Genomic DNA, 240 nt, shown 5'->3' on the forward strand with positions numbered 1-240 from the left:
GGGGGCCGGCGGGCCCCCGCCGTCGTCGTCGTGCTGCCCGGCGTCGCGCTGCTCGCGCCCGTGGCCGGGCCCGTGGCGCTCTGGCCGCGGGAGGACGCGCCGACGCTGCAGACCACGCCCGACGGGTCGTCGTACGTCGAGGTGTCCGCCACCGACGTCGACCTGCTCGCGGACGCGGAGACCGGGCCGGCGCTGCTCGCGGGGACCGACGACGGCGCGTCGATCACCGTGCAGGGCGCG

General features: G+C 80.0%; 1 pseudogene. It reads left to right on the forward strand.

From position 1 onward, the window contains the following. A pseudogene (locus KVT14_RS21150) lies at positions 1-240 on the forward strand (hypothetical protein); the annotation flags it as partial.

The organism is Cellulomonas sp. GbtcB1, assembly GCF_019091725.1.
GTDB lineage: Bacteria > Actinomycetota > Actinomycetes > Actinomycetales > Cellulomonadaceae > Cellulomonas.